24 protein-coding genes and 4 pseudogenes are annotated in these 26,995 nt (G+C 41.4%); 5 read left to right on the top strand and 23 right to left on the bottom strand.

The window, feature by feature from the left end:
• Nucleotides 1-3: 3 nt before the first annotated feature.
• Nucleotides 4-4,548 carry a glutamate synthase large subunit gene (gene gltB / locus ACYQY7_RS09640; RefSeq protein ID WP_461201827.1) on the bottom strand — a complete coding sequence of 1,515 codons (4,545 nt, stop codon included), beginning with the start codon at nucleotides 4,546-4,548 and terminating at the stop codon, nucleotides 4-6.
• 123 nt (nucleotides 4,549-4,671) lie between these two features.
• Here gltB and ACYQY7_RS09635 point away from each other — a divergent pair, with 123 nt between their 5' ends.
• Nucleotides 4,672-5,571: a LysR family transcriptional regulator gene (locus ACYQY7_RS09635; RefSeq protein WP_461201826.1), complete on the top strand. Its 900-nt coding sequence runs from the start codon at nucleotides 4,672-4,674 to the stop codon at nucleotides 5,569-5,571.
• A 32-nt stretch (nucleotides 5,572-5,603) separates the two neighbouring features.
• Here the strand turns inward: ACYQY7_RS09635 and ACYQY7_RS09630 are convergent, their stop codons facing one another.
• Together ACYQY7_RS09630 and ACYQY7_RS09625 are read right to left on the bottom strand one after the other, a co-directional pair.
• Nucleotides 5,604-6,119, bottom strand: a complete 516-nt coding sequence (locus tag ACYQY7_RS09630) for a PDC sensor domain-containing protein (RefSeq protein WP_461201825.1) — start codon at nucleotides 6,117-6,119, stop codon at nucleotides 5,604-5,606.
• 95 nt (nucleotides 6,120-6,214) lie between these two features.
• Nucleotides 6,215-6,610: a GtrA family protein gene (locus ACYQY7_RS09625; protein ID WP_461201835.1), complete on the bottom strand. Its 396-nt coding sequence runs from the start codon at nucleotides 6,608-6,610 to the stop codon at nucleotides 6,215-6,217.
• Nucleotides 6,611-6,726: 116 nt separating this feature from the next.
• Between ACYQY7_RS09625 and ACYQY7_RS09620 the strand changes: the two genes are divergently transcribed.
• Together ACYQY7_RS09620 and ACYQY7_RS09615 are read left to right on the top strand one after the other, a co-directional pair.
• Nucleotides 6,727-7,188: a GyrI-like domain-containing protein gene (locus ACYQY7_RS09620; RefSeq protein ID WP_461201824.1), complete on the top strand. Its 462-nt coding sequence runs from the start codon at nucleotides 6,727-6,729 to the stop codon at nucleotides 7,186-7,188.
• A 39-nt stretch (nucleotides 7,189-7,227) separates the two neighbouring features.
• Nucleotides 7,228-7,685: pseudogene (locus ACYQY7_RS09615) on the top strand (IS1380 family transposase); the annotation flags it as partial.
• Between the two features lie 266 nt (nucleotides 7,686-7,951).
• Here the strand turns inward: ACYQY7_RS09615 and ACYQY7_RS09610 are convergent.
• The 3 genes from ACYQY7_RS09610 to ACYQY7_RS09600 form a co-directional block, all read right to left on the bottom strand.
• On the bottom strand, nucleotides 7,952-8,176 hold the full coding sequence (locus ACYQY7_RS09610) for a hypothetical protein (RefSeq protein ID WP_461201823.1): 225 nt from the start codon (nucleotides 8,174-8,176) through the stop codon (nucleotides 7,952-7,954).
• A gap of 272 nt (nucleotides 8,177-8,448) precedes the next feature.
• A complete protein-coding gene (locus tag ACYQY7_RS09605) occupies nucleotides 8,449-9,888 on the bottom strand; it encodes an aldehyde dehydrogenase family protein (protein ID WP_461201822.1) in 1,440 nt (479 codons plus the stop codon).
• A 176-nt stretch (nucleotides 9,889-10,064) separates the two neighbouring features.
• Complete coding sequence (locus tag ACYQY7_RS09600) at nucleotides 10,065-11,477, bottom strand: cryptochrome/photolyase family protein (protein WP_461201821.1); 1,413 nt, start codon at nucleotides 11,475-11,477, stop codon at nucleotides 10,065-10,067.
• Between the two features lie 80 nt (nucleotides 11,478-11,557).
• Between ACYQY7_RS09600 and ACYQY7_RS09595 the strand changes: the two genes are divergently transcribed.
• Entirely contained in the window at nucleotides 11,558-13,018 is a 1,461-nt protein-coding gene (locus ACYQY7_RS09595; RefSeq protein ID WP_461201820.1) for a phytoene desaturase family protein, read from the top strand.
• A gap of 22 nt (nucleotides 13,019-13,040) precedes the next feature.
• Here the strand turns inward: ACYQY7_RS09595 and ACYQY7_RS09590 are convergent, their stop codons facing one another.
• Nucleotides 13,041-13,445: a protease complex subunit PrcB family protein gene (locus ACYQY7_RS09590; RefSeq protein WP_461201819.1), complete on the bottom strand. Its 405-nt coding sequence runs from the start codon at nucleotides 13,443-13,445 to the stop codon at nucleotides 13,041-13,043.
• A gap of 127 nt (nucleotides 13,446-13,572) precedes the next feature.
• Between ACYQY7_RS09590 and ACYQY7_RS09585 the strand changes: the two genes are divergently transcribed.
• Nucleotides 13,573-15,060 carry a multicopper oxidase family protein gene (locus ACYQY7_RS09585; protein WP_461201818.1) on the top strand — a complete coding sequence of 496 codons (1,488 nt, stop codon included), beginning with the start codon at nucleotides 13,573-13,575 and terminating at the stop codon, nucleotides 15,058-15,060.
• An 88-nt stretch (nucleotides 15,061-15,148) separates the two neighbouring features.
• Here the strand turns inward: ACYQY7_RS09585 and ACYQY7_RS09580 are convergent, their stop codons facing one another.
• From ACYQY7_RS09580 to ACYQY7_RS09505, 16 genes and pseudogenes are all read right to left on the bottom strand, one after another.
• Nucleotides 15,149-15,451 carry a HepT-like ribonuclease domain-containing protein gene (locus tag ACYQY7_RS09580; protein WP_461201834.1) on the bottom strand — a complete coding sequence of 101 codons (303 nt, stop codon included), beginning with the start codon at nucleotides 15,449-15,451 and terminating at the stop codon, nucleotides 15,149-15,151.
• A 19-nt stretch (nucleotides 15,452-15,470) separates the two neighbouring features.
• A complete protein-coding gene (locus ACYQY7_RS09575; RefSeq protein WP_461201833.1) occupies nucleotides 15,471-15,746 on the bottom strand; it encodes a nucleotidyltransferase family protein in 276 nt (91 codons plus the stop codon).
• A gap of 166 nt (nucleotides 15,747-15,912) precedes the next feature.
• Complete coding sequence (copZ, locus tag ACYQY7_RS09570; protein ID WP_035019187.1) at nucleotides 15,913-16,116, bottom strand: copper chaperone CopZ; 204 nt, start codon at nucleotides 16,114-16,116, stop codon at nucleotides 15,913-15,915.
• 21 nt (nucleotides 16,117-16,137) lie between these two features.
• A pseudogene (locus ACYQY7_RS09565) lies at nucleotides 16,138-16,539 on the bottom strand (HAD-IC family P-type ATPase); the annotation flags it as partial.
• Nucleotides 16,540-16,541: 2 nt separating this feature from the next.
• A pseudogene (locus ACYQY7_RS09560) lies at nucleotides 16,542-16,850 on the bottom strand (metal-sensing transcriptional repressor); the annotation flags it as partial.
• 294 nt (nucleotides 16,851-17,144) lie between these two features.
• On the bottom strand, nucleotides 17,145-18,287 hold the full coding sequence (locus ACYQY7_RS09555; protein ID WP_461201817.1) for a hypothetical protein: 1,143 nt from the start codon (nucleotides 18,285-18,287) through the stop codon (nucleotides 17,145-17,147).
• A 43-nt stretch (nucleotides 18,288-18,330) separates the two neighbouring features.
• Nucleotides 18,331-19,026, bottom strand: coding sequence for an ATP-binding cassette domain-containing protein (locus tag ACYQY7_RS09550; RefSeq protein WP_183246799.1), 696 nt, complete (start codon nucleotides 19,024-19,026; stop codon nucleotides 18,331-18,333).
• A gap of 152 nt (nucleotides 19,027-19,178) precedes the next feature.
• The gene (locus ACYQY7_RS09545) at nucleotides 19,179-21,584 is read right to left on the bottom strand and encodes a heavy metal translocating P-type ATPase (protein WP_461201816.1); all 2,406 of its coding nucleotides are present in this window, start codon (nucleotides 21,582-21,584) and stop codon (nucleotides 19,179-19,181) included.
• 16 nt (nucleotides 21,585-21,600) lie between these two features.
• The gene (locus tag ACYQY7_RS09540; protein ID WP_461201815.1) at nucleotides 21,601-21,906 is read right to left on the bottom strand and encodes a metal-sensing transcriptional repressor; all 306 of its coding nucleotides are present in this window, start codon (nucleotides 21,904-21,906) and stop codon (nucleotides 21,601-21,603) included.
• 48 nt (nucleotides 21,907-21,954) lie between these two features.
• Complete coding sequence (locus tag ACYQY7_RS09535) at nucleotides 21,955-22,503, bottom strand: TVP38/TMEM64 family protein (protein WP_461201814.1); 549 nt, start codon at nucleotides 22,501-22,503, stop codon at nucleotides 21,955-21,957.
• Entirely contained in the window at nucleotides 22,504-23,175 is a 672-nt protein-coding gene (locus tag ACYQY7_RS09530) for a response regulator transcription factor (protein WP_461201813.1), read from the bottom strand.
• Nucleotides 23,176-23,180: 5 nt separating this feature from the next.
• Nucleotides 23,181-24,554, bottom strand: a complete 1,374-nt coding sequence (locus ACYQY7_RS09525; protein ID WP_461201812.1) for a sensor histidine kinase — start codon at nucleotides 24,552-24,554, stop codon at nucleotides 23,181-23,183.
• A gap of 231 nt (nucleotides 24,555-24,785) precedes the next feature.
• On the bottom strand, nucleotides 24,786-25,154 hold the full coding sequence (locus tag ACYQY7_RS09520) for a PIN domain-containing protein (protein ID WP_461201811.1): 369 nt from the start codon (nucleotides 25,152-25,154) through the stop codon (nucleotides 24,786-24,788).
• The gene (locus ACYQY7_RS09515) at nucleotides 25,141-25,383 is read right to left on the bottom strand and encodes a hypothetical protein (protein WP_461201810.1); all 243 of its coding nucleotides are present in this window, start codon (nucleotides 25,381-25,383) and stop codon (nucleotides 25,141-25,143) included. Before ACYQY7_RS09515 ends, ACYQY7_RS09520 begins: the two co-directional genes overlap by 14 nt.
• Nucleotides 25,384-25,768: 385 nt before the next feature.
• A pseudogene (locus ACYQY7_RS09510) lies at nucleotides 25,769-26,394 on the bottom strand (urease accessory protein UreH).
• Between the two features lie 180 nt (nucleotides 26,395-26,574).
• The gene (locus ACYQY7_RS09505) at nucleotides 26,575-26,859 is read right to left on the bottom strand and encodes a hypothetical protein (RefSeq protein ID WP_461201809.1); all 285 of its coding nucleotides are present in this window, start codon (nucleotides 26,857-26,859) and stop codon (nucleotides 26,575-26,577) included.
• Nucleotides 26,860-26,995 lie beyond the last annotated feature (136 nt).

The following is a 26,995-nucleotide window of genomic DNA, read 5'->3' as shown; positions in this document are numbered from 1 at the left end:
CGCTTATTTCACGATCGCTTCAATCATTTTTTCTGTTATGACACCTTTTTTGTTCACGACCGTTTCAAACGCCTCAAATACTGCGTCGTCATGCGACATTCCGCGTTGCTTCATCGTTTCAATTGTCTCAATCATGAGTTTGTAATTTTTCGGAATCACTTTGACGATGTCTCGCACAATACGCTCCCAATTTGCAAGCACGTACGCTGCTTTCGGGCTTTCCGTATATTCGTAATGCTTTACAATCATTTGCTGTACGTTGCTTATTTCTTTTTCATCGACTAATGATTCAAATAAAACAAGTTCACGGTTAGCACGTTTTTGCCACGTATCATCGTCAGCAAGTACATATACAATGCCACCGGACATACCTGCAGCAAAATTTTTCCCAACAGACCCGAGGATGACGACACGTCCACCAGTCATATACTCACAGCCATGATCCCCAACACCTTCAACAACTGCGTGAACGCCGCTATTTCGAACGCAAAAACGTTCGCCAGCCCGGCCACGAATGTACGCTTCACCGTTTGTTGCACCGTAAAACGCTACATTTCCAATAATGACTTGATCGTTGCACGCAAACGTCGCTTCATGCGGCGGTCGAATGATTACTTTTCCACCTGATAAACCTTTGCCGACATAATCGTTCGCATCACCGACTAATGTCATCGTCATCCCTTTTGGCACGAACGCCGCAAAACTTTGTCCTGCAGAACCTTGAAAGCTTAGCTGAATCGTATCTTCTGGGAGACCTTCTTCTCCGTACCGTTTCGATACTTCGCTCCCGACGATCGCACCGACTGTTCGCTGCACGTTGTTAATGTGTACGTGCAACTGTACGGGCTTTTTCTCCTCTATTGCTTTCTGTACAGCTGGCAAAATCGTTTGATAATCTAGCGTTTGGTCGAGACGATGGTTGTGCGGTTTAGAAAACGTGCGCGGTCCTTCCACTTGATACAACAGTCTCGACAAGTCAAGATGTTTCGCTTTCCAATGTTGCTTTGCCCGCTCGCTCACTTTTAACACGTCCACCCGTCCAACCATTTCGTCGATCGTACGAAACCCGAGTTGCGCCATCATCTCACGCACTTCTTGAGCGATAAAATACATAAAGTTTACGATATGTTCTGGCTTACCTGTAAATTTTGCCCTAAGTTCTGGATTTTGCGTCGCTACACCAACAGGGCACGTATCTAAATGACAAACGCGCATCATGACACATCCTAAAACGACAAGTGGAGCTGTTGCAAAGCCAAACTCTTCAGCGCCAAATAACGCCGCCATGACAACATCGCGACCTGTCATTAATTTTCCATCCGTTTCTAATACGACGCGATCGCGCAGTCCGTTTAACATGAGCGTCTGGTGCGTTTCAGCTAAACCAAGTTCCCAAGGAATCCCCGCATGTTTAATGCTCGTTTTCGGTGAAGCACCTGTTCCACCATCATATCCGCTAATAACGATCACATCAGCACCACCTTTAGCCACTCCTGCCGTGATTGTACCAACACCAGATTTTGCAACGAGCTTCACGCTAATGCGCGCATGACGATTCGCATTTTTCAAGTCGTAAATGAGTTGTGCTAAATCTTCAATAGAATATATGTCATGGTGCGGTGGCGGTGAAATAAGTTCCACACCGGGTGTAGATCCACGCACTTTTCCGATCCACGGATATACTTTATTTGCAGGAAGTTGCCCTCCTTCTCCTGGTTTCGCACCTTGCGCCATTTTAATTTGCAGCTCATCCGCATGAACTAAATAATGACTTTTCACACCAAAACGCCCCGATGCAACTTGCTTAATTGCACTGCGACGAAGATCGCCATTTTCATCTCGCACATAGCGTCGCGGATCTTCGCCACCTTCTCCGCTATTGCTTTTTCCACCGATGCGATTCATCGCAATCGCAAGCGCTTCGTGGGCTTCTTCGCTCAACGAACCATATGACATCGCCCCTGTTTTAAAGCGACGTACGATCGTTTCCACAGGTTCTACTTCCTCGATAGGAATCGGTGTGCGCGTTTCATCAAACGTAAATAAGTTACGCAAAAATGTGATTTGCTCTTCGTTTGCCATTTTCGAGTATTGTTTAAATAGTTCGTAGTCATTTTTTCGACACGCCCATTGTAACGTATGAATCGTTTTCGGATTGAACGCATGATGTTCACCGTTTTTACGCCATTGCAGTTCGCTACCAGAATCCAATGTATGATCGCAAGTTGTTTGGAACGCTTGCATATGACGCATCTTTGCTTCTTGGGCAATTTCATTCAAACCGATTCCACCAATTGGTGATGCTGTGCCAGTAAAATATTGTTCAATGACATCGTCCCCGATGCCGATCGCTTCAAAAATTTGCGCACCGCGATAGCTTTGCACCGTGGAAATGCCCATTTTGGACATCACTTTGACAACGCCATCTGTCGCCGCTTTTTTGTACGTTTCGACTGCCTTTTCGTATGTGGAATGAAACACTCCTTTTTCAATCGCTTCTCGAATAGTCGCAAATGCCAAATATGGATTGACCGCATCTGCCCCATAGCCGATTAACGCCGCAAAATGATGCACTTCACGCGCTTCTCCACTTTCCACGATTAAGCTTACTTTTGTACGTGTTCCTTTTCGAACAAGATGTTGATGTACCGCACTGACCGCCAGAAGTGCTGGGATAGCTACACGTTGTTCATTTATGCAGCGGTCGGATAAAATAAGCAACGTTACACCAGAAGCAATCGCTTCATCCGCCGCTTGACATAATTCATTTAGTGCGTCTTTTAAATCATCTGTAAAGACCGTCGATAATGTGACACAAGAAAATTCACGATATGGATTCATACGCAACGCCTGCAACTGCTTATTCGTCATGATTGGAGAATCCAATCGAATGCGACGGGCAGAAGATGCATCTGGATTCAACAAATCTCCTTCTTTTCCAAGCAGCGTAACTGTAGATGTGACGATATATTCACGTATCGCATCGATTGGTGGATTTGTCACTTGGGCAAACAGTTGCTTAAAATAATTAAATAAACTTTGCGGTCGATCTGACAGGACAGCTAACGGCGTATCATTCCCCATCGCCCCCGTTGGATCTTTTCCTTCCGTTGCCATAGGAATGATTGTTTTTTCGACATCTTCATACGTATATCCAAACGCTTTTTGCCATGTCAAAAGGTTGTCAAACGTTTGTTCCTGCTCGTCTTCTGCACATTCATCAATAGAAATCATCTGTTCATTTACCCATTGACGATATGGTCGTTCATTGGCGATTTGTTTTTTTATTTCTTCATCAGAAATGATTCGCCCTTGTTCGAAATCAATAAAAAGCATTTTTCCAGGGCTTAATCGTTCTTTATATAAAATGTTTTCCGGGACCACATCAATTACTCCGACTTCCGATGAAAAAATAATATAGTCATCTTTTGTCACATAGTAACGAGCTGGACGAAGACCGTTTCGATCTAAAATGCCACCAATTTGTTTTCCATTTGTGAACACGATGGCCGTCGGGCCGTCCCACGGCTCCATAAGACAGCTATAATATTCATAAAATGCTTTTTTATCATCATCCATCTCTTCATCCCAATACCATGGCTCCGGAATGAGCATCATCGCTGTTTCAGCAAGCGATTTTCCAGCTAACACAAAAAACTCAAACGCATTATCAAGCATGGACGAATCGCTTCCGTTCGTATCTAAAATCGGGAGTATTTTTTGTAAATCTTCACCAAAAACAGGTGATAAAAATTGTTTTTCTCGCGCCATCATCCAATGAATGTTGCCGCGCAACGTGTTAATTTCTCCGTTATGAATTAAATAGCGGTTCGGATGCGCTCGCTCCCAACTCGGAAACGTATTCGTGCTAAAGCGCGAGTGAACGAGCGCAAACGCCGAGCGAAATCGCTCGTCTTGTAAATCGATATAAAAAGCACCCAGTTGCTCAGGGGTGACTAATCCTTTGTAAACAATTGTACGACTTGATAAGCTAGCAAAATAATATTCATTGTTTTTCACTAACTTTTCCGCCCGTTTACGAATGACGTATAATTTACGTTCAAAATGTTGCTCATCTGTTACGTTATTGCCCGCTGCCACAAAAAGCTGTCGAATAAATGGACGACTTTGTTTCGCTAATGTTCCGAGTTTTTCGATATCTACAGGTACATCACGCCATCCGAGTAACGTTTGTCCTTCCTCGCATATGATTTCATTGATTTTCCGCTCTAAAATCCCCCTCTTTTGTTCACTATGTTCAAAAAAGAAAACCATCCCGACTCCGTAACGTCCTTTTGCGGGAAGTGAAAATGAACAAACGGATCGAAAATAATCATCAGGAATTTGCACCATTATCCCTGCGCCATCGCCTGTTTGTGGATCGCTTCCTTGGCCTCCTCGATGCTCTAATTGGCGCAACATATGAAGTCCTTGTTTTACAATATGATGAGATGCTTCCCCTTTTAAATGAGCGTATAGCCCGATCCCACATGCATCATGTTCAAATTGTGGACAGTACAGTCCTTGTGCCTTTGGTAGTCCTCTCATGTAAATCCCCCATTCCGTCATCGTGTATGTATGTATAATTGTAGGTTTCAATAATCATACAAACAATATATAATTTAGATAATATTCATCTCATTTTAAGAACGATAGCAAGAGGTGGAAAAAATGGAGTTAAGGCAATTGGTCTATTTCACGGAAGTTGCGAAACGGGAACATGTGTCAGAAGCTGCTGAAGCGTTACATGTCGCTCAATCCGCTGTCAGCCGCCAAATTGCAAACTTAGAGGATGAACTCGGGGTCAAGTTATTTGAACGAGAAGGAAGAAATGTGAAATTAACGCCGATCGGACGCCACTTTCTCCAACATATTGAATCAGCATTAAAAGCGATTGACTATGCGAAACAACAAATTGAAGAATATTTAGATCCAGAACGCGGAACGATTAAAATCGGTTTTCCAACAAGTCTCGCTAGCTATACGATGCCGATGGTCATTTCCACGTTTAAACAACAACATCCGCACATTTCCTTTCATTTGCGCCAAGGGTCGTATAGGTTTTTAATCGAGGCAGTAAAAAAACGAGAAATTGATTTAGCTTTTTTAGGTCCTGTGCCAACAGAAGAAAAAGGCATTCAAGGCGATATTTTATTTACCGAGTCGTTCGCCGCACTCATTCCGACAGATCATCCACTTAATCAAAAACGGAGCATTGCTTTAAGTGAACTACGACACGAGCCGTTTGTGATGTTTCCAGAAGGATTTATTTTGCGTAAAATGGTTGAAGACGCTTGCAGGCAAGCCGGCTTTTCTCCGATCATTTCGTCAGAAGGAGAAGATTTAGATGCGATTAAAGGACTTGTCTCGGCAGGGATTGGCGTTACTTTGTTGCCAGAAAGTACATTTTACGAAACAACACCACGTTATACAGTCAAAGTACCGATTGAGCTTCCGCTCGTTCGCCGTAATGTCGGCATTATTTTACCTAAATATGACCTTGCACCGTCTGTCAACGTATTTTATCAATTTGTAAAACAATTTTTCGCCATGTTAGATCGATACCAGTAAGCCAGCTCGTTTCAACGCTGGCTTACTGCGTCTTACACAGATAAATCGATCCCGACAACTCCAATGACGTCACCTTCTTGCACAATCGGCGCCGAAATGGTCAAACATGGTCGTTTTGTCAACGCTGATGTATATACAGAAGAAACGTACACATTGCCTTTCGTCGCCTCAACGAACCACGGTCTTGCTTTCGCATTCACGAGACCAGCCGAGGGATTTGAATAAATGAACGTTCCATCGATGCGATTTGACCAAACAGCTTCTATATTCTCGTTCATCCACAAAAATTCATTTAAATAAATATCTTTCATTTTCATTTTTTCTTCTACTTGCGTTGTATAAATTACTGTTTTTCCCAAACGATCAATGAGCTGTACAGTACTTTGCTGTGTAGCACTTGATGTTTGATTGAGTGACTCAGCGGCTAATTTCATTTGTTCTACAACTGCTTTCAGTTGATCGGCAGCCACTTCAATTTGACCGAGTACCACATTCGATTGCATTTCGTTTTCTTTTTCTATTTTTACTCGTCTTCTGAGCAAAAACATGTATAACCCACCCCGTTATGTTATATTTTATAACATGATTATAACATCCAAAGAATTGGAAGGGGATATTTTTTCGTATTTTTCGAAATATTATGTTATATCTCTTTACGTAACATTCGTTCTGAAAATACCCATTTATAGCTACCTAACCAACCGACAACCATCCCGCCTACTGTTGCAATTACTTTACTTAAAAAAATAGGGTAAATTTTGTTTAACGCATACAAAAGTAAAAGTGTCACTACAAAAGAGCAAAGATTGATAACAAGAAAACGAACAAACTGCTTCATGATCGCTCCTTGTGCTCGAAACGTCCACGTTCGATTCCACACGTAGCTATTGATCACACCCGCACTATAGCCAAACATTTGCGCCCACATATACGGCACACCGAGAGCTACAAGCAAGAAAAACAGTCCAAAATCTACAAATGTGTTACCTACTCCAACAACTGCAAAACGAAATATCGTAGCTACTTTATTCGACATAATTAGGCACCTTCTCAAACATTTATAAATGTATATTGGATTTTTATGTTAATATAAAAAGGTAAGACATATCAACTCATAGAAAAATGTCCACCATATGAACAAAAGGAGCTGTCAAAATGGAGCACAAAATTGAAACGATTCCATTTGAATTGACCATTGTAGGAAAAGGGTACCGTGTAAGAACAAATGAAGCATTCCAAACGATTTCTTCGCTTTGGGATCATGCCAAAAAGGATGGATTTATGCAAAAACTGATCGATCTTTCTTGGGAACAACCAAAATGCATGCTTGCAGGGTTGTTAGGTGTTTGTGGGAAAGAAGCTAAAATAACAGACGAAGAGTTTACTTACTTTATGGGGGTGCGTTATGACGGAGAAGTTCCGAGCGATATGCAATATATGACGATCACACACGACACGTGGGCAGTCATTCCAAACGTAACCGAAGCGTGGAATGAATTATATGAATGGCTTCCTACTTCCCGTTACGAGCTTGCTAAAATTCCATGCATTGAATGTTATTCCCCCCCAAATCACCATCCAGAAAACGAACTATGGGTTCCTATTACGTTTAAATAATAGACCTGAATCCGTGACAAAACATCTTTACAATGGTCGCAAACCGTGTCCCCTTGTTGGACCAAAGGGAAGACGACATGGCTCCCACTTGATGTAGACGACTCCCCATTTGACAACTCCGATACGAAAAAAGGAGGAGTGAGTCGAACGTATGAAGGATTTGACGGTTTTACGCCGTTGTTTGCGTATGCGGGGAAGAAAGGCTATATCGTCCATGCCGAGCTACGTCCAGGGAAAACAACATGTGCAAGACAACATGCCTTTGTTTTTAACTACCGCCATCCGTCGAGCTCGTCCACTGACCTCGTCTCGTCTGCTTGTCCGCATAGATGCAGGAAACGATGCGGAAGCGAATATGCATACGTAGACTTTGTCATCGAGAATCGAAAGCGCTTTGGTTCCAGATCACTTCGCAAAAGGACAGACGCGTCGATGGTGGACAAACAGAAGGAGTACAAACATATGAGTTATGTCTTCCACAGACGGCATGTATGGATAAAACTGACGCGAAGGGGTGGGTACAGTATACTCCTGCTGAATGTGTATCAAAAATGGAAGGAAGCAAGATAACGAATAGATGTTCGAATACTAATATTCATCACTACTCCTTGTACTTTTTTGTCTCTTTTTTAGTTTGCATCTCCATAAAAGGGGATTGATCTCGTTTTTAAACATGAAAGTGGCGCAGGGAATCATCAAAAAAGGGATGTATGGGTCATATATCCATAGAACTAACACCAAAATCAAAGTTGATTTCCAACCATCACGGATTTAGGGATAAGAAATAAAAAATGGCAAAAAATACATCGCTTGTCATGTCACTTTCATAAACGTTCACAAATCCAACCGCTGGAAGCAAAAAATACGTCGTAATTTTCGATAATGTATTCATGTCTAAATGAAACAACCGATGTAAATAAGCCCCTGCTCCAATCAATAAAAACAACGGCAAAATCACATCAACAACAATGCGGATGCACATATTCAAGGACAGCCCCCCCTACACTCTATCCATTTCTTTTGTTAAACTTAAATTGTAATCAAACATATTTTTAAAATATTGGATTGTTGATACTGCTAACAAAATGATTCATGTGTACGGTTTGCACGAAGGTGCGTATCAACGACACGCCACATACGGACAACGAGACACATTACATTCTGCACAATTTAAGGACTTAGCTATTCCACTAGAGTATGTATTTGAATGGCGTTAAAATGGCTCTTGTTTGGAATGACAAGAGCTGAGAGTTCCAATTTTTACCTATTCCAATTAAAAATAATCAGCTTTAATTCCGTCATTTCTTCTACTGCGTAGCGAATACCTTCACGCCCAAATCCGCTTTCTTTTACCCCACCATACGGCATATGATCAACGCGGAATGTTGGAATATCGTTAATGAGTACTCCGCCGACATGCAGTTTCTCCGCTGCTTCCCATGCGGTATGAACGTTATCTGTATATATGCCGGCTTGCAATCCGTAACGCGAATCATTAACTCGTTCGATTGCTTCATCGATGGAAGACACTTGATTAACTAATACAATTGGCGCAAACACTTCTTGGCATGATACTTTCATTGTCGGTGCTGCATCTAAAATGACGGTCGGCAACAAAATATTCCCTTGTCTCTCCCCACCAATTGCAACAACTGCACCATTTTGTTTCGCCTCTTCAATCCATTGCAGTGAACGCTCGACATCTTTTTCGGAAATAAGCGCTGAAACGTCTGTCTTCAGATCAAGCGGGTCACCAACTTTCAACTGCTTCACCGCTTCAATAAACTTTTCAACGAACTCTTTATACCGTTTTTCATGTACATAAATACGTTGCAACGAAATGCACACTTGCCCTTGAAACGAAAACGCACCGACGACACACCGTGGAATAATTCGGTCGACATCGACTTGTTCATCAACAATGACTGCGGAGTTTGACCCTAACTCTAGCGTCACACGTTTTAAACCGGCTTTGTTGCGAATGCCAATGCCTACTTCTGGACTTCCGGTAAACGTCACCATACTCACACGTGGATCTGTCACAATTTGGTCACCGACCGTTTTTCCACTTCCAGTTACGACATTAAGTGCCCCTTTTGGCAATCCTGCTTGTTCAAACAGTTCCGCAATAAAATAGGCAGAAAGCGGTGTTTGGCTTGCTGGTTTTAATACGACGGTGTTTCCTGTTGCCACCGCAGGACCTAGCTTGTGCGCCACTAAGTTCATTGGAAAATTGAACGGCGTAATCGCTCCAATGACTCCAATTGGCTCTCGCATCGTAAATGCGACACGATGTTCCCCACCTGGCGCAGCATCAAGCGGAATCGTCTCCCCATAAATTCGTTTCGCTTCTTCCGCGGCAAATTTGTACGTTTGAATCGTGCGTGCTACTTCTGCTTTAGCCGTCGTGATTGGCTTTGCTGCTTCTTTCGCGATTAGCATTGCCGCTTCTTCCGCACGTTGTTGTAATAGCGAAACGACTCGTTCTAAAATCGCTGCCCGCTCATGCGCTGGCATCTTTGCCATCGTCCGCCGCGCTTCATACGCAGCCGCAATCGCACGCTTCACATCTTGTTCGGTGGCAATCGGAATCTCCGCCAACACTTCGCCAGAATACGGGGATAAAAGTTTGGTGTACGACTGTGCTTCGATCCACTCACCGTTAATATAGAACTTCTTTCTTTCGATTGCTGTTCTCATCCCGTTTCCCGTCCCTTCTTCGTTTATTCCTTACTTAAATATACGATCATTCCCTTGTTGACGACATACGTCTAGCATTGATGATATTTATTTCTATTCTTTTTTCTTTGTTTATAATCCTTCACAAACTTTACGTCTTAGTCGAAAAGAAGCCCACTTCATCAAGCGGGCTTCTTTTATACTAGCTCATTCATCTGAAATAACGCAATCGCACGTTGGCGTTGCAGTCGATGATCGACTGTCGGCGCAGGATAATCGATGTTGAGGTTGCTTTTCCACGGTTCATGAATATGTCGCGAAGGGAAAGAAGCAAGTTCATGAACATATGTGCGAATATACGTGCCGTCTGGGTCGAATTTTTTCGACTGTTCAATCGGATTAAAGACGCGAAAATACGGTACAGCATCTGTCCCGACAGAAGCAGCCCATTGCCACCCTCCGATATTTGATGCTTCATCATAGTCAATTAGCATGCGCTGAAAATATCGCTCGCCCATGCGCCAATCGATCAAATAATCTTTTGTTAAAAACGACGCCACGATCATACGAAGACGATTATGCATCCACCCTTCTTCTTTTAATTGGCGCATCCCTGCATCAACGAGTGGAAACCCTGTTTTTCCTTCTTTCCAAGCTTGAAACCGTTCATTATCGCGTGACCATGGAAGATGGCGATACTTCTCTATAAACGCTTCTGTTTTTGTAAATGGAAAATGCGCGTAAATCATATGGTAAAAGTCGCGCCAAGCTAATTCTTTTATATATGTTTCTACCGCTTCGTCATAGCCATTGCCAAATTGTTGCGCAACCGCATGAAACACTGTCCGAATCGAAATCGTTCCTGTTTTTAAATGTGGGGATAAGCGACTCGTTCCTGCAACGCTTGGAATATCTCGCTTTTTGTCATAATGTGGAAGAGCTGTTTCAATAAACTGTTGTAACGCGATAAACGCATCTTGTTCGCTCGTACGTTCCCAGTGCTTTGTACATTGTGCAAGCCACATCGCAAACGTGCGCTCATCATTTTCCGAGAGCGGTGTGATGTGTAACATATGCATGCGCAACAAATCAATGTCAACGGAAAGAGGAAAACGTTTCGGACGTTTCCGCCAAGCACGATAATATGGTGTATATACTTTATAAGAAGTTCCGTCTGCTTTTTTCACATCAAATGCGCCGTGCATATGGGCATCATCATATGTATACACTTCCACCCCATGCTTTTGTAACAACGCCTGAACGTAATCATCCCGCTCTTTTCCACGCCCAACTTCGTCTTTATTAAAAAATACGGCATTCATCCGTGTACAACGAATTAGTCGAACAAATACATCATCAATATCTCCATACAAAATGTGTACATGTATCCCATATTGTTGACGCAACGTTTTCCGAAACTGCTCTACTGTTTGAAAAAAATATTCATGGTGATACGTTCGCTCTTTAGCGAAATAAGGATCAAAATGAAAGAAAAAAAGAAGCTTTCCTTCCCTTTCTTTCGCCCACTGAAGCGCGTGAACGAGCGCTGTATGATCGTGCAGACGAAAATCTCGGCGAAACCAAACAACTGCTGTATGCATGTATCCCATCCTTTCATCTTTTACACACTTTCATTGTACAATATTTGTTTAATAATTGTATAATAAAAAGAAAAAAGAAGGTGACTATATTGTACGATGTCATAATCGTTGGAACAGGATTTGGGGGAATAACAACAAGCGCCCTTCTTGCGAAAAAAGGGTATCGCACATTGACGCTTGAAGCCGCAAGCGAACTCGGCGGATGCGCAGGAAAATTTGAACGACAGTCGTTTCGCTTTCAAGCAGGAGCGACACTCGGTATGGGATTTGAAGAAGACGGTGTATTTTCACAACTATTTCATGAGCTCGACATGTCCTCTCCACCTGTTCATTTATTACACACCGTGATGGATGTACACTTTTTTGATCGGACGATTCGCTATTACCAACAAAAAGAGCGTTGGTTCGAAGAAATTGCACAACAGTTCCCAAAAGATAGCGGAGCGATTATTCGCTTTTTTGAAGAAATGTTTTCTCTTGCGGATGCGCTACTTTCTTTTGTATATAAACGACCGATGATCCCACCAAAAACGATGAAATATATATTCGAAGCGATACAAAAAGCAGATCGAAAATTATTGAAAGCCACACCGTTTTTATTTCAATCGATTGCAAAACGCCTGCAACATTATGGCATTCGCGACGAGACGTTTATCGCTTTTTTAAACGGTCAACTCGTTGATAGTGTGCAAACAACGATTGAACGTTGTCCTGCTTTACTTGGCGCTGTTGCCTTAAGCATCTTCCATCGCGGTGCATTTTACGTTGAGGGCGGGCTCGCAACCGTTGTTCATACACTTGCAGAACGTTACAAACAACTTGGCGGAGAACTACGGATGCGTGAAAAAGTCATTTCCATTCGCAAAGAGCGCCATTGGCTTGTGACGACAAATCGAAAACAAACATACGAAGCGAAACATGTTGTATTTAACGGCTCTGTCCATAGTATTTTTGCCATTTTAGATGATTCTATTAAACGTACATTTTCTATTCGCGAAGAAAAAGAAAAAAAGCGCCCGACTTGGGGAGCGTTTACGATTTACATGGGAGTGGACGATGACTTCCAAACAGATAGCTTATACCATCAATTTATCATTGACAAAACAAAACCGATGAGCGAAGGAAATCAATTTTTATTGTCCACTTCCGCACCGTTCGATCGACAAATGGCACCTTTAGGAAAGCGTTCCATTACGATTTCGACGCATACTGACCCGCTCCGTTGGTGGGAGCGCGATGCGTACGACAACAAGAAAAACATGCTTACACAACATATATTACAGCGCATTCATGAAACGTTCCCTTTGACGAATGTACATGTCCAACTGATCGGTACCCCTGTAACATTTGCTCGCTTTACGCACCGTGCGTTCGGAAAAGTAGGTGGCTATATTTCAAACGGTCCCTTCAGTTTGTTGTCCACGTATGCACCACAAACGAATGTCGAAGGGCTTTGGCTTTGCGGAGATACTGTATTTCCTGGTGCAGGCTCGCTCGGTTGCGCATTATCAGGATGGATCGTGGCGGATGCGATTACTATGGACAGATAGCTCTATGCATGAAGCATAGAGCTTATTTTTTCTTTATTTCGATCGGAATCGTTGTTTTTATTTTTATAGCGACTTTCGGATACGTTAACACTTGTGTAACGATTGCATCTGGTGCTGGCTGTTGTTCTTTATAATAGACGATTGCTTTGCCTTTTTTATATCGGACCTCGGTAACTTCAACCCCATATCCCCCTGTTTTTCTTTCCCCGAGATGAATGATCGCATACGTGGCGTCATCTTGTTGAACCGTGTACGTTTGAAATTGTTTATGTTGTTTATCATATAACGTTTTTACATGTGGTGGAAGTTGATCACCTGTTACAACTTCGTACGCGATCGTTTCTCCCTCTTCATATCGTTCATCCGCTTTTGATACACCGCAAGCAAAGAGAAGCAAAATGCTAAATACAAGAAACGATTTTTTCATACACATTCTCCTTTTTTCTTTTTCTATCTTCATCTTATGCTGAAACGAGAACCAGCATCCACATTCATAAATTCTCCATATTTTTATTTTACAATAGTGGCAATAAGATTTAGAAAGGGGATATAACATGTTACGACAACTGTTTATGTTAGCTGCGCTCGTTACGTTCACTGCTGCATGCACAAATGATTCTCTACATCATTCTACAGAGCATAAGGAAAAAACGAAACGATCGGACGTATTGTCCGGACAAGAAATTCATCTCGTTGCAAAAGAGGCGCAATTGCAAATAAATGACAACATAACCGTTCCTGTTTATACGTATAACGGTTCCGTTCCCGGAGCCCAAATTCGTGTAAAACAAGGAGAGCGCGTAAAAATCGTCTTTAAAAATGAATTACCAGAACCGACAGCGATTCATTGGCACGGTTATCCTGTTCCAATTAACCAAGATGGCGTACCTGGCGTCACAATGGACGCCGTCAAACCTGGTGAAACATTTACGTATGAATTTACAGCAACGATCCCTGGAACGTATTGGTATCATTCACATCAAAAAAGCGCCGAGCAAGTGGATAAAGGGTTATACGGCACTCTCATCGTCGAACCGAAAAAGGAAGAAAAAGTCGATCGAGACTATACGCTAGTGCTAGACGAATGGATGAGTCAACCAGAAACATCGTCAGCAAACGGACATGCTCAACATACAAATATGCATCACGGTGGTAACGGTATGATGCATGACATGAGCATGTATGATATTTTCACCATAAACGGAAAAAGCGGAACGGCCATTGAACCGTTAAAGGTGAAAAAAGGGGAAAAAGTACGGCTTCGTCTGGTTAACGCAGGGTACATGTCCCACAAGCTTCATTTGCACGGACATAAGTTTCAAATTGTCGCAACGGATGGTCAGCCGATCAACAGCCCACAACCAATCAAAGACGAATTGTTGAATATTGCTCCAGGTGAGCGCTACGACATTGAGTTTATCGCCGATAACCCAGGCGAATGGTTATTAGAATGTCACGGGAATATGAAAGGTACCGATGGCATGAAAGTGAAAATTCAATACGAGGGACAAACAAGCCATGCGGACAAAGCGAACGCAAAAGAAACCCTCCCTGTTGTAGATATAACGACATACGGAAAACAGAAACCGACTCGATTTACATTAGACCAAACATATGACGTTGAATACACAATGAATTTAGGAACGGCAATGGGCAAAAATGGGATGGTTTTCACGATTAACGGAAAAACGTATCCTGACACAGCTCCAGTTAACGTGAAAAAAGGCGACTTCGTCAAAGTAAAATTCGTGAACCATTCACCGATGGACGTCCACCCGATGCATGTACACGGACATTTCTTCCAAGTATTAAGCAAAAACGGGAAGCCTATTACAGGCTCTCCATTGATTAAAGATACGTTAAATGTAAATCCGGGTGAAGAATATGTCGTCGCATTTCAAGCAGATAATCCAGGAAATTGGATGTTCCATTGCCATGATTTACATCATGCTTCAGCGGGAATGGTAACCGAACTAAAATATAAAGACTACAAATCAAGCTACACGCCAGATCCGAATGACACGACGAATAAAGGTGAATAAGAAATGGATCCCCCTCCAAATAAAATGCTGGAGGGGGTTTTTGAATAACGGGCTATTCCCCCCAAAAACAGCGCATACCATTTGAAGTTTAACGTTCATTTAGCAATTGTTCAACGTGCTGTTTTAGCTTAGGAATCTTATTTCGAACAACATCCCAAACAATTCGGTAATTAATGGGGAAATAACCGTGGATCATCATATCCCTCATGCCAGCCATCTTTCTCCATTCGATATATGGGGATGCTTGTCTCATTTCGTCTGGAATGTTTTTTGCTGCTTCTCCGATCACTAATATGTTTTTAATAACCGCATCTGATATTAAATCATTATCCAGAAAGTCATCATAAGAAAGCCCTTGGGTGTACTTCTCAATTTTTTCTGCAGCAGCCAGAATATCTTGTAAAAAAACGCTAGGATTTCTCTACATACTTAGCACTCCTTAAAATAGTCGGCTTTAATGTCGGTTTGATATCATCTACAATAACTAAATCTACCGGTTTTTGAAAATGATCTTCCAAACTAAATTTCAACTCCATATAATTATCGAATGTCATTGCATGATCCATAAATTCTACCAACACATCAATGTCACTCGATTCTCTTTGTTCTCCCCGACTGTACGAACCAAATAACCCGATTCGCTTTACGCCATACTTTTTGTTCCATATATCTAAATTTTTCGACATTTCATCAAGTATGTCTTGTTGTGATAGCAAATGAATCACCACCTTTTTCTTCGTATCTGCTATTTTCATTATAACATCTCGGCTTTTCATTATTCTTCGTGAAAAAGAAAAATTTGCGCTATGGAAAAGGGGTGCCCGATTATTTTCGGAACACCCTCTCTCTCCCTTACTTCACATCATATCCTTGCTCTTCAATCGCTTCTTTCAGTTTTTCTACGCTGACCTTCGTTTCATCATAATCCACATCAACCGTACCTTCTTGCAAATGCACCTCTACACGGCTGACGCCATCTAACGTTTGAAGTGCATTTGTCACCGCCGCTTTGCAATGTCCGCATGTCATTCCTTGTACTTGTAATGTAATCGTCATCATCCATTCCTCCTTAAATGTTTATATTTTCACGCGTTTCAAACGAAGCGCGTTTGTTACGACCGATACAGAGCTAAATGCCATCGCTGCCCCAGCGATCCATGGTTCCAATAATCCGAGAGCGGCTACAGGAATGCCAACTGTATTATAGAACAAAGCCCAGAACAGATTTTGCCGAATGTTTTTCATTGTTTTGCGGCTTAACTCAATCGCTTTCGGAATATGGGCTAAGTCCCCACCGACCAAGGTAACATCTGCCGTTTCGATCGCGACATCCGCTCCTGTGCCAATCGCCAACCCAATATCCGCTTTCGCAAGAGCTGGGGCGTCATTAATTCCATCACCGACCATCGCGACTCGTTTCCCTTGTTTTTGCAATTCCTCGACGATTTTCGCTTTGTCTTCCGGCAGCACCTCTGCATAGACTTTGAGAACTGTTTAATGACATCCATAAGCTCGCGAATGGATTCTTCACCGCTTCCTTCGCGAATCACTTTCGATACACAATGGCTGACGTGACGTTCTAATAAGTTCAATCCGACCTTATTTAATGCAGCCGTGATTGCAGAAATTTGCACTAAAATATCGATGCAATACCGATTGTCTTCGACCATTTTTTGCACGCCACGCACTTGTCCTTCAATGCGCTTCAAACGTTTAATAATGTTTTCGATTTCTTCTTCCGTGCGCGGAACCATCCGTGAATCGTTTTCCCTATGTTCACCATGCGACATTTGTTTCACCACCTTCACCATACATTATACCGGTAGTGGGTATATAAAACAACGAAAGAGACTGTTGACACCATCATTATCGTCAACAGTTTTCTACTATTTGTTTATTTTTACATATTTTTGGTTCATCACCACAACATGTACTTGACAAGAGAGGGATTTTCTTGAGTCGCCGTGCACGAAAACCTTATTTACTTATTTTTCCTTATAAGTATAGAAAGGGCGTGTTCTGAAATAATCAAGTACAACTTTCGGTGAAGACCCATATTTTTAATAAAAAATCCCATCCAATCATTAACGGAACCATGCCATCTCTATATAAGGGAAAGAATACAGCAAAATTCCTAAAGCATATAGCATCGCTCTGAAAAACTTTTTTTCTGTATAATTAAATAATACATTTTTCAGAGGTAAACATCCCCAAATCAACAAAAAGGAAAGCGGTAGCTTTATCAAAATTGAAAAACTTAAAATGATAGGCACTAACATAAAAATAAGGTGGCATATATATTTTCTTTTCACATACTGTCTCAAGTTGATATGAAAAACGAGACTTTTTTTCATTGTTTCTAACTCATATTTGTTCAATTTCGTCAACATATGATCCGTGAAAAAAATGACTAAAAAAATGTAAACCACTTCGTAATAAAAATGGTCTAGCCAAATTCCTGCCATGCTAAATAGTAACAAAGTTGTTACGTAAGCAAAAAAATCTTTCTGATAGTACCTGATTTTTAAAGCTTCCCTCATGAAGTAAAATGAATAATCTTGATCATAATACTTCAGCAATAACTTTGTATTTGATGACACTTTTTTTGTTGTGAGTAACTGTTGAATCTCCAATATTTTACTTATATCTTTATTTAACAGTCCCTCTCCCATTTTAGACATAATTTGATAGTAGCGATGCAATAATGAATAGTCTAGCGATTTCAAAGAAAACAAATGTATAATCATCGCCACAAACATCAAAGCTGGAATTATTATCGCCTTTACATAAATCGCTATGAAACCTAACACCACTGTACTCATCATGAGCAACTGAACATACAATATTTCATATTGATAACGCATGAAACATAGGTAATTAAAAAGAACATTAGCTAATAGAGCTATAATCAACGATGTGCTGACTTGTTGCATGAATAGCATATAGACGATCAAAAAAGCGATGCTGGGGAAACTCATTTTCATGAGCAAATATCGCTTAAATTTTTTAAAATCAAAAAGCCGATACTGAAAAATTTGAAACGGAACATTTATGATCGGGTTATTTTGAAATAACTTGACTACCCCATAAACAAAAATCAAATAAGGAGCATAGTGATTAACGATATTCCCATAAACACGACTCAAATCGATTGCTACGGGAACAAGAAAAAACATGGCAACAATCATCCCAACGACATAGAAAGGATATTGTTTGACGATCCGCATCCCTTTTCTCATTTGATTGAGTATAAAATAATATACGATATGACTATTCATAACTATCACCAATGATTTGAGTAATTGTTGACCGTCCAATTTCATTAGGAAGATAACGAATAACGTTCTTATCTTTAATGATTAAATATTCATCGCAAATGGCTTCTAAACTATCCAAGTCATGGCTAGAAACAACAATAATTCTGTTCGGACTTTTTTGAGATATTAATAATTTTTCCAATGTATTCACTTGGATTGGATCAAGGGTAATAAAAGGTTCATCCAATAACAGCAACTTACTCCCTCTTAAATACCCAAAGGCAATACCAAACCTTTGAAGCGTCCCCCTCGAAAGCGCATGAGGAAAATAATCAATGTAGTCTCCCAACTTAAACAGGTCGACAATTCCTTCTATTTTCTTTTGTGCTTTTGTTTTTTGAAGCCCCTTAATTTTACATAAAAACAACATTTGTTCGTACATCGTCAAATCTTGAAAAAAAGAGTGATCATCGCTAATGAACGTAGCATCCAAATCAAAATAATCTTTGTTTTTAATGGAAACATCCCCCCAAAAAATATCTCCGTATTCTTCTTTTTTCAAACGTACGATCGTTTTTAACAATGTTGTCTTTCCCGCTCCGTTTCTCCCGATTAGACCATATATTTTATTCTCTTGAAATTGATAGCTTAAGTCGCGAAAGATCACTCTTTCATTGTATTTTATAGTGATATGTTCTAACCGCAACATATGTTCGCCCTCACTTATTTATTTCGAATAAAATACATTTTTGATTCTGATCCAAAATATAAAAATTACTAAAAAATTCACGAATATTTGATCTAAACAAGAACTTGTTCTTATGGGTACGGTTCAAATCTAACAGTAGATGTATATCGCCGTTATGGAAATTTAAGTTTCACCCGTTTCAAACGAAGCGCGTTTGTCACAACGGATACAGAGCTAAATGCCATCGCTGCCCCAGCGATCCATGGTTCCAATAATCCGAGAGCGGCTACAGGAATGCCAACTGTATTATAGAACAAAGCCCAGAACAGATTTTGCCGAATGTTGCGCATCGTTTGCCGACTCAGTTCAATCGCTTTTGGAATGTGCAGTAAATCGCCGCCAACAAGCGTCACATCTGCCGTTTCGATCGCGACATCCGCTCCTGTGCCAATCGCCATCCCAATATCCGCTTTCGCAAGAGCTGGAGCGTCATTAATTCCATCACCGACCATCGCGACTCGTTTCCCTTGTGTTTGTAGCTGTTCAACAATCGTCGCTTTCTGTTCTGGAAGCACTTCCGAATACACATGTTCTATGCCGACTTGTTTGGCGATCGCTTCGGCTGTTCGTTTGTTATCGCCTGTTACCATATACACATCGATGCCCATTTGTTTTAATGTCGCAATCGCTTGTTTTGATGTTTCCTTGATCGTATCGGCAACAGCGATCATTCCAGCAAGCTGTCCGTCAATGGCAACGAGCATGACTGTTTTTCCTTCGTTTTCAAGCTTTATCATCGTTGCCTCATGTTCTGCAATCTCGATCGCTCGTTCGTTCATTAATTTCCGTGTGCCAATGAATACATGTTTTCCATTCACCGTTGCTTCAATTCCATGCCCAACAAGCGCAGAAAATTGCGTCAACGGTTGCGCAACGATTCCGTTTGCTTTTCCGTACGCCACAATCGCTTGTGCTAGCGGATGTTCAGAAGCACTTTCAGCGGAAACAGCATACTCAAGCATATGTTCTTGAAATGACAAAACATCGGTCACTTCTGGTTTTCCTTTTGTCACTGTTCCTGTTTTATCGAGTAGCACCGCGTTAATTTTATGTGTTCCTTCTAAATACTCACCTCCTTTAAAAAGGATCCCTTGTTCTGCCCCTTTGCCTGTACCGACCATAATCGACGTCGGCGTCGCAAGACCGAGCGCACAAGGACACGCAATGACAAGAACGGCGATCGCCACTTCAAGCGCGGTTGGTAAATCATTTGGCTCCACAACGAAATACCAAATGAGAAAGGATAGTATGGCAATGCCGACAACGATTGGAACGAAAATGCCGGAAATCGTATCCGCCATCCGCTGAATCGGTGCTTTCGACCCTTGCGCCTCTTCGACGATTTTAATGATATTGGCGAGTGCGGTATCTTTCCCTACTTTTTCTGCGCGAATCGTTAGTATTCCGTTCGTGTTGATTGTTGCACCGATTACGGAATCCCCTTCTTTTTTATCTACCGGAATTGATTCCCCCGTAATCATCGATTCGTCAACGGAAGAAGAGCCAGCGATGACCGTACCGTCCACCGGAATTTTTTCTCCTGGCTTAACAACGATCGTATCGCCGATCATCACTTCCTCTAACGGAACTTTTCTTTCTTCCCCATTACGGATGACAGTCGCTTCTTTTGCCTGCAAGCTAAGTAGCTTTGAAATCGCTTCTGTTGTTCGCCCTTTCGCAAGCGCTTCAAAATATTTGCCGACAAGCACAAGCGTAATTAAAACAGCGCTCGTTTCAAAATATAATCTTGGCATATATTCAGAATTCCCAAGCGTTCGAAAAGCTTCATACAAGCTGTAAAAGTACGCGGCTGATGTTCCAAGCGCCACGAGGACGTCCATATTCGCGCTCTTGTTTCGTAACGCTCGGTACGCCCCGACATAGAAAGGAGCGCCGATGTAAAACTGAACCGGTGTAGCTAAAAGAAGCTGGAACCACGGATTCATCAACAGATGCGGCATCGGCAAGCCGATATGAAACGGCATATGGGCAACCATCGTATAAAGCAGCGGCAACGATAAGATGATCGAAATAGCAAGTTGCCGTTGTTTTTGTTTAAGCCTCTCTTCTTTCCGGCCAGCATCGTCTTGTTCTTCGTTTCGAATCTGCCCCTTGTACCCAAGCTTTTTTATTTTCTCTAAAATATCTTCGACTGATGTAACGCCTTCCTTGTATTCGACAACCGCACTGTTTGTCGCCAAGTTTACCGTAGCGCTTGTAACACCTTCCATCCGATGTAACCCTTTTTCAATCCGTGTTGCACATGCGGCACATGTCATGCCCTCAATATCGAGCGTCACTTTTTCAGCTGCCACGCCATACCCTAACTTTTCAATTTTCGCTTCAATATCGGCAAGGCTATATTTATTCGGGTCGTATTGAACGGTCGCTTTTTCCATCGCTAAATTGACGGTCGCTTCTACGCCGTCCATTTTATTAAGCACTTTTTCAATGCGGGCAGAACAGGCAGCACATGTCATGCCGGTCACTCTAAGTGTCACATGCTTTTGTTCACTCATCATGCTTCCCACCCTCTCACTTTGAGAACTGTTTAATGACATCCATAAGCTCGCGAATGGATTCTTCACCGCTTCCTTCGCGAATCACTTTCGATACACAATGGCTGACGTGACGTTCTAATAAGTTCAATCCGACCTTATTTAATGCAGCCGTGATTGCAGAAATTTGCACTAAAATATCGATGCAATACCGATTGTCTTCGACCATTTTTTGCACACCGCGCACTTGTCCTTCAATGCGCTTCAAGCGCTTGATAACGCTTTCAATTTCTTCTTCTGTGCGCGGAACCATTCGTTGTTCATGAGGCTCACAATGAGACATTTATTTCACCACCTTCATCATACATTATACGGGTAGTGGGTATAAAACTCAACGTGCAAACATACGTCGTACAACAACTATAAATATCCCTAACGCAGCGAACGTTAAAATGACTTTCCCTTGCCATGTCCAATTCATCACTTGATACACCGAATATGCCTCTAACAAAAGTGCTGGCAGTTTTCCAAGCGAGCTGGCGGCTGTAAAAAGAAGGAGCGACATGCGCCCAATAGCGGCAACGAACGTGACCATTCCTGATGGAACAAAAGGAAGAAGACGCAACGATAAAACAAGAAAAAACGCTTCTTTTCCTTCTGCCGCAAGCAAATGTCTGACTTTCGGATAGGAAAACCATTTCGTTTCCGAAAGCTGGCGAAACCCTTTTCGATATAAAACGAAAGATACAATCGCCCCAGCCGCTTCCCCGACAAACGATAAAAAGGTGCCTTTCCAAAAGCCAAATACCGCCAAGTTAGCGGCAGTGAGAAAGACGCTCGGGACAACGCCTAAAATACTAATGATGACATTCATTGCGATACTGATTAAAAAAGCAAATGATTCATATGTTCGGAATAACGCAATCATCTGTTGTTCCATTTATGCCTCCCATTTATATCCTACCCCCCAAACGGTTTGCAGAAACTGATCGATCGGAAAATCCGCTTGGCGAAGTTTTTCGCGAATATTTTTTACGTGCGAATCAACAGTTCGTTCTTCTGTATTGGCGTTATATCCCCATAATGTCACGATCAGTTGCTCGCGGCTAAATACTCGATTTGGATGCTTGAGAAAAATCCCTAAAATAGCAAACTCCTTTGGCGTGAGGGAAATATCGCGCTCAGCATATTGAACTTTATGCTGCGCTTCGTCCCAAACTAAGCCGTAAAACTCTAGTTTCGCTTGTTTTCCGACCGAACGGCGCAATACTGCCTCGATCCGAGCGAGCAATTCGGATTCATCAAACGGTTTTGTAATATAATCATCTGCGCCGATTTTTAGCCCTTGGACAACGTCTGGCGTCGCATCTCTTGCGGTAACCATAATAATCGGAACGTTCGAAAACTCTCGTATTTGTTTGCACGTTTCCCATCCGTCCATCTCTGGCATCATCACATCAAGCAACACAAGATCTGCTTTATTATTTTCTAAATAGCGAATCGCCGCTACTCCTGACTCGCATTTCACACAACGGTACCCATTCGGAGTAAGGTACAGCTCTAATAAATCTAACATTCGTTTTTCGTCATCAACCAATAAAACCGTGTACACCTTCATCAACCCCTCGGCAATGTAATGAGCATAGTTGTTCCTTTTCCGAATTCGCTTGTGGCGGAAATCGAACCGCCGTGCGCTTCGACAATTTCTTTTACAATCGCCAACCCTAGCCCTGTCCCCCCACCTGTTCGCGATCTCGATTTATCGACCCGATAAAACCGTTCAAAAATATGCGGCAAATCTGCTTCAGGAATCCCTATTCCTTCGTCAGAAATCATGATGATTACGTTCTTTTTCTCCATTCTTACATCAATGGAAACGATAGAACCTTGATGAGAATATTTTAACGCATTGTCTAAAAGGTTGAGCATCACTTGTTCAAACCGCTGTTGGTCGATATAGACGGTAACGTTTTCCTCGCAACGATAAATAAGCACCATTTGTTTCGTCTGAAACGCAGGAGACATTTTCTCGTATATTTTTTTCAAAAAAAGGCACAGTAAGGTTGGCTTTTTCTCGATGTGAAACGAATGTTGATCCATTTTCGCGAGCTCAAACAAATCTTTCACTAACTTTTGCATATGCTCGGCTTCTTCATAAATAATGGACAAATAGTTCGCTCGTTCTTCCTCGGCGATGTTCGGTCTGCGCGCAATGTCCGCATATCCTTTCACATATGTAAGCGGAGTGCGCAACTCATGTGAAATGCTCGCTAAAAATTCGTTTCGTTCTTTTTTCAAATATTCTAAATCGGTCGCAAGGGTTTGAATCGCTTTTCCGAGCTGCGCTAGCTCGTCTTCTCCTTTTATTTGCAGGCGAACAGAAAAATCTCCTTTGCTTAGTTTCTCGGTCGCCTGTTTCATCCGAATGAGCGGAATCGTAATAACTCTTGATAAGAAAAAAATCGTCATAATCGTCAAAAAAACAGAAACAACTCCAACGACGAAAAAATGATGTTTTAATTTGGAAATCATATTTTGAATGGAAGCCGTCCGCTGAAACATATACACATACCCTTTTGTCTTTCCTTCCATCCGAATCGGGCTGGCGGTAGCGATATACGACTGTTTTTTCCAGTTGTTTTGCACCACCATCCCGCTATGAGAAATGTGGCGAACATCGACAGACGGAATGATTTTTTTCGCAAACGGCAAAATGTAATCGGAAAAATACAAAATATTCCCGTTCGCATCGGTAATGACGACATCCGTTTCCGCTTCCGACTCCATCATCACGACATGTTCTAACGTAGAAGGATGATAGCTTTTTTCCAATACATCCCGATGATTATTCCCTCTTGCCAACAACTGCTCAAATTCTTCATTAATTCTCGCGTTCACAAGCGTCACATACAACGACGCAAATAACACCGTTTCGATTCCTAGCACAAAAACAAAAAATAATAGCCCTAATTTAAATGAAAGTTTTCGCACGAAGATTCCTTCCTTACAGGCGTTTTTCTTTATTATAGCAGAAAAAATGTGGAGAAAATGTGGAGGAACGACATGCGCCTGTGAGGTTGAGACAGGGGACTGAACGATATCTAACCAGATTAAAGATTAGCAAAAAGAAGTAGCCAGCTTCATCCGTTAGTTTTAGGGAAGTGGTTACTTCTTTTGGTTTAGTTTATATAGTGATAATCAATGTCCACATTCCAATGATGCCTATTCCTTAAGTAACTGATTTAGCTTCTTATCGAACGTATATACTTGGTACCCCTTCACTTTATTATAGGCGTATAAAAGAGTATCAACAAAGTCTAGCCGTCGTTCTTTAAAGAGAATGAGCGCTTCTTCTAATATTTCCATATCATCCACGTCGATATTATCGTACTTAAACAGTTCTAAAAGAGTATCACATATTTCGTCATTTTTTACTCTGTACACTTTTTCAAGAACATAAACAACTTCAACTACTACCTCATTCGGCAATAACACCTTGTTATTTTCAATAATCATTGCTGCTTTCGATGACAAATCATCATGATCATTAAGCAAATATCTTAGGACAATGTTTGCATCAACGATTTTCATATTTATCCACCACGTTTTTAGACCAAGCATCGCTTTCTTGATTTTGCAAAAGCTCATTTTTGTACTTTGATAGAGCTCCCCTCAAGCTCTTTTTTTTCCCTTGTTCTATATCTTCTTGATCTGTATAAGGAAGGATAATAATCTCTACTTTCCTATTCTTTAATCCTTCGGGTATATCTATAAACTTTTCTAAATCATTACTGTGTTTTATTACTCGTACAAAATCCATGCTTTTTCACTCCTTTCAATTAAGGCGGGGCTTATTAAACATATTATACCATTTCACTAAGTGTGATAACATGAAAATTCGCTTTCATTCTGACAATTCCTCCTGCTTCTAAGAACGTAAGCGTCAAATTCTTCCCACCTCGTTTTGCCCTATGTCCATGCCATAATTCCTTTAGAAGTCTTTACAGTAGTGTGAAAAAATCTATGAAAAGCCATCACGATCTACCTTTTGAAGGAAGCGGAAGGATGCAAATGAACCTTTTTAAAATATTTCCTTGCCGCTGGGTGCCAGATCAATGGTAAATAAGCTAGTTTCAATTGGTTTTTATTGATGAATCAACACGCTGAACTTGCTCAATGCTTGCCGTTTCGAACATTGCAAACGATTAAACAATGATTTCACTACTTATGCGATACATGTAATATAAACCATATACGATACTAATCAACGAAACGGCTTTGATGGTGAACTGATAAACCATTTGTTTACGTTTCATCCAAATAAATGGTAAACCAAGAAATGTCGTAAATATCATCATCCCCATAATCGTCCCGACGCCAAACACAAGAATAAATAGCGCCGCTTGCAGCCGCGTATCGACCGTCGTTAACGTCAAAAGCACCATTCCCGCACTTCCAGCTAGTCCGTGAATAATGCCAATCATCGTAGACTTCAGATGCAAATGACTTATATCTACCTCTTTTTTGCTAGAAACTACGTACGATGACCGAAAATTCGTAATCCCTAAAACGACGATCATCACTCCAACTGCCAGTTCCAGCCACATCGCTGCCGTTTCCGGTATTTGTTGTTCTAGCCCAATTACGAGCATTCCTACGACAAATAATGTTGCGGTGTGGCCAATCCCCAAAAAACCCCCGCGAGCGTCGAAAGCGAAAGCTTCTTTGTCCGGCTGGCAATCGTTGATACAGCAATGACATGATCCGGCTCTGTCGCATGTTTGATACCTAAAATAAACCCAAAAAGCAATGTCGGAAATACGGTGGTCATTAATGTTTATCCTCCCTTTAGAACCTCTACTCTTTCATTCCAGCTAAAATATTTCGTTCCATAAGCGCTGCGATTTCTTTCGAATGGTAGTGATCGATCGTTTTCAATCCTTTGATCAAGCGTTGCTGCCGTTGGATGGAATGGTTTAGTCAAGCGTTAGTGTTCAACTAGCATGACGAGTTACGTATCATTTTTTCCAAATTTTCTTTCGATTTCATCTTTAATTTTCCTCTTTGTATTTCTAAAACCAACCAAAATAAGCAACATATATACAATAACAACAATCCCAATACGTAGATAAGGGTGAATAAAATCAAAAAGAGTTGTATAAATAAAGATAAACATTAGTAATATAGGAGCAACTACATAAATAATACGGCTAGTATCCTTTTCCTTAACAGCATAAAATAGTTGCCAATAGATTAAGATCACGAGGAAAATTCCGTTTATTTCATAAGCACCCATGCTAGTCCTCCTAGTTGCCTGCAGCTGAGTACCCTTTTCTAAAACCATTCGCAAATATGACAATATCAGGTATGAAGCCCCTGTAACCGTCAAGTAAAATTGAACACTTTTCGCTAATTAATTTTGAACAGTTTGA

The organism is Anoxybacillus sp. TBDG-1 (assembly GCF_054815885.1).
The sequence above is the reverse complement of the archived record's forward strand: the minus strand, read 5'-3'. Positions and strand labels throughout refer to the sequence as shown.

Coding starts and splice junctions, on each gene's coding strand:
- gltB (WP_461201827.1), bottom strand. CDS start 4,548: ATGAGAGGACTACCAAAGGCACAAGGACTGTACTGTCCACAATTTGAA.
- ACYQY7_RS09635 (WP_461201826.1), top strand. CDS start 4,672: ATGGAGTTAAGGCAATTGGTCTATTTCACGGAAGTTGCGAAACGGGAA.
- ACYQY7_RS09630 (WP_461201825.1), bottom strand. CDS start 6,119: ATGTTTTTGCTCAGAAGACGAGTAAAAATAGAAAAAGAAAACGAAATG.
- ACYQY7_RS09620 (WP_461201824.1), top strand. CDS start 6,727: ATGGAGCACAAAATTGAAACGATTCCATTTGAATTGACCATTGTAGGA.
- ACYQY7_RS09605 (WP_461201822.1), bottom strand. CDS start 9,888: ATGAGAACAGCAATCGAAAGAAAGAAGTTCTATATTAACGGTGAGTGG.
- ACYQY7_RS09600 (WP_461201821.1), bottom strand. CDS start 11,477: ATGGGATACATGCATACAGCAGTTGTTTGGTTTCGCCGAGATTTTCGT.
- ACYQY7_RS09590 (WP_461201819.1), bottom strand. CDS start 13,445: ATGAAAAAATCGTTTCTTGTATTTAGCATTTTGCTTCTCTTTGCTTGC.
- ACYQY7_RS09585 (WP_461201818.1), top strand. CDS start 13,573: ATGTTACGACAACTGTTTATGTTAGCTGCGCTCGTTACGTTCACTGCT.
- ACYQY7_RS09575 (WP_461201833.1), bottom strand. CDS start 15,746: ATGTCGAAAAATTTAGATATATGGAACAAAAAGTATGGCGTAAAGCGA.
- copZ (WP_035019187.1), bottom strand. CDS start 16,116: ATGACGATTACATTACAAGTACAAGGAATGACATGCGGACATTGCAAA.
- ACYQY7_RS09555 (WP_461201817.1), bottom strand. CDS start 18,287: ATGCGGATCGTCAAACAATATCCTTTCTATGTCGTTGGGATGATTGTT.
- ACYQY7_RS09550 (WP_183246799.1), bottom strand. CDS start 19,026: ATGTTGCGGTTAGAACATATCACTATAAAATACAATGAAAGAGTGATC.
- ACYQY7_RS09545 (WP_461201816.1), bottom strand. CDS start 21,584: ATGAGTGAACAAAAGCATGTGACACTTAGAGTGACCGGCATGACATGT.
- ACYQY7_RS09540 (WP_461201815.1), bottom strand. CDS start 21,906: ATGTCTCATTGTGAGCCTCATGAACAACGAATGGTTCCGCGCACAGAA.
- ACYQY7_RS09535 (WP_461201814.1), bottom strand. CDS start 22,503: ATGGAACAACAGATGATTGCGTTATTCCGAACATATGAATCATTTGCT.
- ACYQY7_RS09520 (WP_461201811.1), bottom strand. CDS start 25,154: ATGAAAATCGTTGATGCAAACATTGTCCTAAGATATTTGCTTAATGAT.
- ACYQY7_RS09515 (WP_461201810.1), bottom strand. CDS start 25,383: ATGGATTTTGTACGAGTAATAAAACACAGTAATGATTTAGAAAAGTTT.
- ACYQY7_RS09505 (WP_461201809.1), bottom strand. CDS start 26,859: ATGGGTGCTTATGAAATAAACGGAATTTTCCTCGTGATCTTAATCTAT.